This is a genomic window from Streptomyces sp. YIM 98790, assembly GCF_011421595.1.
Taxonomy (GTDB): domain Bacteria; phylum Actinomycetota; class Actinomycetes; order Streptomycetales; family Streptomycetaceae; genus Streptomyces.
On record NZ_WTLH01000267.1, the window covers coordinates 1 to 6,055 of the forward strand.

Consider the following 6,055-nt stretch of genomic DNA (forward strand, 5'->3'; position numbering starts at 1 on the left):
CCCGGCCGGCCCCGGCCGGGGGCAGCCGGGCGGCCGGGGTCAGTCGGTGCGGGTCTCGGGGCGGCCGGGGGCGGCCCACAGGGTGTGGTAGGTGCCCTCGCGGTCGGTGCGCTGGTAGGTGTGGGCGCCGAAGAAGTCGCGCTGCCCCTGGATCAGCGCGGCGGGCAGCCGCTCGGCACGCAGCGAGTCGTAGTAGGCCAGCGCCGAGCTGAAACCGGGCACCGGCACACCGTCGCGGACGGCGGTGGAGACCACGGTCCGCCAGGCGGGCTGCGCGGCACCGGCCTCCCCGGCGAAGCCCTCGTCGGCCAGCAGCCCCGGCAGATCGGGGTTGGCCCGGTAGGCGGCGGTGATCCGGTCCAGGAAGCCCGCCCGGACGATCGACCCGGCACGCCAGATGGCGGCCACCATGCCCGGGTCGATCCCCCAGCCGTACTCCTCGCTCGCCGCCTGGATCATGTGCCAGCCCTGTGCGTAGGCCACCACCTTGGAGGCGTAGAGGGCCTGCTCCACCTGGTCGGCGAAGCGCGCGGCGTCGTCCGGGTGCAGCTCCGGCCGGTCCGGGCCGGGCAGCGCACGGGCCGCGCGGCGCAGCCGGGTGTGGCCGGACACCGCGCGGGCGAACACCGCCTCCGCGATGCCGGTGACCGGGGTGCCCAGGTCCAGCGCGGTCTGCACGGTCCAGCGGCCGGTGCCCTTCTGCCCGGCCCGGTCGGCCACGATGTCGACGAACGGCCGCCCGGTGCCGGCGTCGGTGTGCGCCAGCACCTCCGCGGTGATCTCGATCAGGTAGGAGCCCAGGCGGCCCTGGTTCCAGGTGCGGAAGATCTCCGCGATCCGGGCCGGATCGTAGCCCCCGGCCTGGCGCAGCAGGTCGTACGCCTCGCCGATGAGCTGCATGTCGCTGTACTCGATGCCGTTGTGCACCATCTTCACGAAGTGGCCGGCGCCGTCCGGCCCGATGTGCGCGACGGTGGGCGTGCCGTCCGGGGCCTTGGCGGCGATGTCCTGGAACAGCGGCGCCAGCGCCTCGTAGGCCTCCTTGGAACCGCCGGGCATCATGCTGGGCCCGTGCAGTGCGCCCTCCTCGCCGCCGGAGACCCCGACCCCGACGAAGTGGATGCCCTGCTCGCGCAGCTTCGCCTCGCGGCGGCGGGTGTCGGCGAAGTGCGCGTTGCCGCCGTCCACCAGGATGTCGCCGGGTTCCAGCAGCGGCGCGAACTCGTCGATCACCGCGTCGGTGGGCGCACCGGCCTGGACCATCAGCAGCAGCTTCCGGGGCCGCCGGAGCGCGGCGACCAGCTCGGCCGGGCTCTCCGCCGGGACGAAGCCGCCCTCGTGGCCGAAGTCCTGGACCAGGGCGCGGGTGCGTGCGGCACTGCGGTTGTGCACGGCCACCGTGTAGCCGTGCCGGGCGAGATTGCGCGCCAGATTGCGGCCCATCACCGCCAGTCCGGTGACGCCGATCTGGGCGGTTGCGGTCGGTGCCGTCATCGCGTGGTCAACTCCTGGCCTGGGTGAGGCGGTCACGGACCGCGTCACTATAAGCCCGCGCGCGGGCCGTGCCCCGGAGCTTTCGGCAATTCGCACAATCCTCGCGGCACGCCGCCCGCACCGCCCGCACCGCCCGCACCGCCCGGCAGCCCGCGCCCCCGGGCGCCGGCGCCGGCCGGTGGGGCCGGAGCCGGGCCCGGAGCGACGGCAGGGCTGCGNCCGGCAGCCCGCGCCCCCGGGCGCCGGCGCCGGCCGGTGGGGCCGGAGCCGGGCCCGGAGCGACGGCAGGGCTGCGGGTCAGGGGCGGGGGTCAGGGGCGGGGGGGATCAGTGCGCGGTGTCGGTGTCCCAGAGCACCTCACCCTCCGGTGACCTGATGACCACATTGCCGTCCGCCTGGATCACCAGCACCGATCCGGGGACCGCCCGGGACGGCCGGGACCACAGCCGCTCGTCGAAGGCGTTGTAGATGACGAAGCGGCCGTCCTGCTGGAAGGCCGCGCGGACGCCGCCGTTGCTCCCGCTGTGGGACTCCCAGACCAGTTGCTGGTGCTCGTCGTGGACGGTCAGGTTGCCGTCCGCCTGGAGGCGGAGCTGGGCCTTGCCGCTGCTGATCGGCGGATCACCGGCGTTGATGGTGTACGGCGCGGTCAGCACCCGGTCCCCCTGCTCCAGCAGGGTGCCCCTGGCCAGCTTCTCCAGGGCCGTCATGGACGGGCAGAAGGCGTAGACCGAGCCCTCGGTGCGCACGAACTGCTTGAAGCGCAGCGGGACCGTTCCCTTGGTCCCGAGGTCCTGGGAGTCGGGGAAGGCGACGGTGGTGTCCGAGCCGCACAGCGGGTCCCGGCCCACGCTGGGCCTGCGGTGCGGGAAGTCCCTGGCCTCGATCCAGCCTTCCTGGATGAACTCGAACTGCGCCACCAGATCGCTCTGGTAGCAGATGAAGACCAGGCCGCGGGGTGCGTCCGGCCCGTTCTTCTCGCCCGCCGCCGGGTCGAAGGGCTCGCCGTACGGGATGCCGCGCCGCATGATGCGGCGCCCGTCGAGATTGGTCGCCTCCTTCTCGAACTCCTCGCTGTCCGGCCGGAGCCGGAGGCCGTCGCGCGGGCTGGTCTTGCGCAGGTGGGAGAAGAGCGGGGTGATCCTCCCCTCGGGGTCGTTGGCGTAGGAGATGTCGTTGTCGCGGGAGAGGTCGGCGTTCGCAGGCTTGTCGGCGTCCGGGCTCTTGTGCACCGGGACGCCGGAGCGCCAGCGGCCCACCAGGCGGGCGGCCAGCCACTCCACGGTGGTCTCCTCCGGGACCACGCCGTGATCCTTGAGCTCCTGGAGCCGCTCGGTGATCTGGGCCCACCAGCCGGGCACGTCCTGGCCCAGGCGGCGCACCACCTGGAAGGAACCGTTGGTCATCCACTCGGGGAGTTCCGGTACCGGCGGCAGCGGCGAGCCCTTGCCGCGCGGCACCGTCTCGTGGCCGATGACGAACTCGCCGGCCGGGATGATCCGGGTCCCGGGCCGGTCGCGCTTCCACTGCGGGTTGCGGGGGTCGGGCTCGTCGAAGCCGCGCACGGCCGGTTCGCTGACCCCGTCCTTGAAGCCGAAGTGCTCCCGGCCACGGCGGGTGCCGGACAGGGTGGCGCCGTCCTGTTCGAAGAGGATGGCGATCTGGTGGGCGGCGGCGTCCTTGCGTTCCCAGGAGAGGGTGGAGCGCAGGTCCTCCGCCTCGTCGGCGGCGAGGGTGAGCACGGCGTGCACGATGTGCTCGGGGTCGTCCGGGTCGTCGCTGAACAGCCAGTGCCCGGGGGCGTCGACGCCGGTGTCGCCGAGCCGCTCGGCGCGGGCCGCGCTGCCCTCGCGCAGCGCGACCAGGGTGGGGGCGCGGGAGTCGGCGAACAGGTCCGGGGACCCGGTGAGGAAGCGCAGGCCGGCGGCGGTGAAGCCGACGCTGCGCCAGATCGCCTTCTTGCGCTCCGGGTCGGCACCGCCGGTGATCTTGTGGCCGCGGCGGAACTCCTCGTTGTAGAGGGAGACGTCCTGGGTGGTCGCGATCCGGTGGCGCAGGAGGTTGAGCCAGCTGCGGGCCGGCTCGGGTTCGGCGAACCGCAGGAAGAGGAACTGCGCGTGGTCCTTCTTGAAGCCGGCGATGATGTCGCCCTGGATCTCGGTGCTCTCCCGGAGCGGGAGTTCGGGCGGGGGTCCGTCGTCGGCGGGCGGGCGGGCGGTGCCGGGCTGGCGCGGGATGGCGGTGGTCTCGGACGGCGTCGCGTACGTCATGGCCTCTCCGGGCGGTGCGATGCGGTGCGGGTCGGTGCGATCGGCAGGACCGGCGTGCGGGCCGGTGCGGGTCGGAGGTGCGGGGCGCCGGGCAGGACCGGCGTGCGGGCCGGAGTGCGGCGGCGGGCCCGGGGCGGACCCCGGGCCCGGGCCGGTCCGGCTCAGCGCCGGGGCGGACCGAACTGGACCCACTGGGCCTCGCTGGGCACGCCGTCCTCGTCGAGCAGGAAGAGCATGTAGAAGCCGGGGACGGCGTCCTCCGGCTCCGCCGGGGCGCGCAGTTCCAGGGAGTCGGCGTCGCGGGCGGTGATCTCCAGCTCCAGGTGGCGCTGGCTGGTGTTGACGGAGTGGGTGGAGGTGGAGGGCGCGAGCACCACGGCCCTCGCCACCTGGTCGGGGGTGGTGGTGGAGACGCCGAAGTGCCGCCCGTAGCGGATGGTCTGCTCCGGGACCTCCCCCAGGTCGGGGCGGTCGCCGCGGTGCAGATAGGCCGGCTCGTAGATCTCGATGGCGCCGTGCATGTCGTCGGTGATGTCCGGGTCGTTGGCGATCTGCTGGAGCTCGTCGCCGGTGATCATGATGCGGCCGTCGGGCATCACGACGGCGTTGGAGTGGTAACCGCGGGGCAGCCGCTGGACCGGGCCGAGCCGCCAGTTCTCGCCGTTGCTGTCGCCCAGTTCGGTCTGGCGGTACTTCTGGTCGGCGTTGGGGTTGTACTCGCCGTTGCCGTAGTCGCGGATGTCGGGGGCGCCGTTGACGGTGAAGAGGCTGCCGTCGGGCAGGATCAGGGTGTTGTCCTGGGTGCGGCCGAAGTGCTTCTCGCCGGTCACGGTCCAGGTGCCGTCCTTGAACAGATAGGTGGCCGGGTCCTCGGGGTCGCCGCCCATCTGGAGGATGGCCTCCGGGCCGTCGGTGCCGTTGGGCAGCAGGACGGCGGAGCCGTACCAGCGCTCCGGGTTCTTGCGGCCCTCCGGGTGGTCCGGGCGGTCGGGCAGGTCCTCGCGGGTCTCGGCGCGCGGGTCGAAGACCCACTGCTGGTCGGAATCCCGGCCCAGGGTGTAGATCAGGCCGTCGTTGAGGGCGAAGGCGTGGGGGTAGTCGTGCCGGAAGGGGGCGTCCGCCCCGAAGCGCTCCGCCGGGATGTCCCGGGGCTGGTAGCGGGTGCCGATGGGCACGGCGTTGCCCTGGGCGGGCCAGCGCTCGACGATCTCGGTGGGGGTGCCCCAGCCGCGCTCGGACTGGCCGGAGAAGATCAGCTGGCGGCCGTCCGGCCCGGTGACCACGCTCGGGTACCAGCGGCCCACGGACAGGTCCGGCTGCTCCAGCCAGACCTCCTCCCAGGGGTCGAAGACCAGCGCGAGCTTGGCGCCGCTGCCGTGGTTGCCGCCGAGGTTGCCGCCGAAGACGCCGAGCATGCCGTTGGGCAGGAAGGAGTGGCCGGCGCAGAAGAAGGGGGCGGGGCGGGGCTCGTCCTTGCCGTCGGGCACGTCGACCACGGGCGGGGGGACGGCCGTGAAGGCGTCGGCGCCCGTTCCCTGCCCCGGATCCCACAGGTAGGCGCGGCCGGCGTTCTCCGCGCCGATGACCTGGGTGGGCGCGGTCTCGCGGTTGGGGTTGTCCTCCACCGGCTCGAAGGAGAAGACCAGCACCTTCCCGGTGGGGAGCTGGGCGATGTGGACGCCGTAGTCGGGTGACGGGAAGAAGTCCGTGAACTGCCCGGACTCGGCCGGGTCGATGCCGGCGTTCTTCTTCTCCTGGTCCTCGGTCAGCCAGTTGAGGCTGGCGGTGCGGGTGGTCTGCGGGTAGTCGGCGTTCTCGCCGGCCGCGATGCGGACCTTGGCGTGCTCCTCTGCGTGGTCCTGGCCGAGGACGGCGGCCTCCTCGGGGTCGACCTCGGCGGCCACCTCCTCCTCGGAGACCTCGGCGGTGCGCAGGGTGCTGGGCGGGCCGGACTCGCCGGTGCCGTCGGCGGAGTGGCCGAGGGCCGTGCCGGTGCCGGCGAGCAGGGTGGACGCGGTGACGGCCGATACCACGGCACAGGCCGTGGCGAGCCTCGACAGCTTGCGTCGAGCCATGACAGCGCTCCTTCAGAGCAGTCGGATGACAAACGACAGAGCGCTGACCAGACTCTCGGTAATGACGATCATGCCGTAAGTAGTCATTGGGCGGTGCGCGAGGCACCTTGACGCGCACAGCACACCCTCGCGGCGCCCGCGGCGGCGGGGTCGTGCGCCCCGCTGCCGCGATGCTCCGCCCGCACTCCCGCACGCGGGCGCGCGGGCACGGGCGGC

3 protein-coding genes are annotated in these 6,055 nt (G+C 73.5%); all 3 read right to left on the reverse strand.

The annotated features are described in order from the left end of the window. Positions 1-39 precede the first annotated feature (39 nt). Positions 40-1,494 (reverse strand): NADP-dependent phosphogluconate dehydrogenase, encoded by a 1,455-nt coding sequence (gene gndA, locus GQS09_RS26325; protein WP_165990044.1) that lies wholly within the window; start codon positions 1,492-1,494, stop codon positions 40-42. A 326-nt stretch (positions 1,495-1,820) separates the two neighbouring features. Beyond that, positions 1,821-3,764 (reverse strand): Dyp-type peroxidase, encoded by a 1,944-nt coding sequence (locus tag GQS09_RS26330; RefSeq protein ID WP_165990045.1) that lies wholly within the window; start codon positions 3,762-3,764, stop codon positions 1,821-1,823. A gap of 161 nt (positions 3,765-3,925) precedes the next feature. Next, on the reverse strand, positions 3,926-5,839 hold the full coding sequence (locus GQS09_RS26335) for a galactose oxidase early set domain-containing protein (protein ID WP_165990046.1): 1,914 nt from the start codon (positions 5,837-5,839) through the stop codon (positions 3,926-3,928). Positions 5,840-6,055 lie beyond the last annotated feature (216 nt).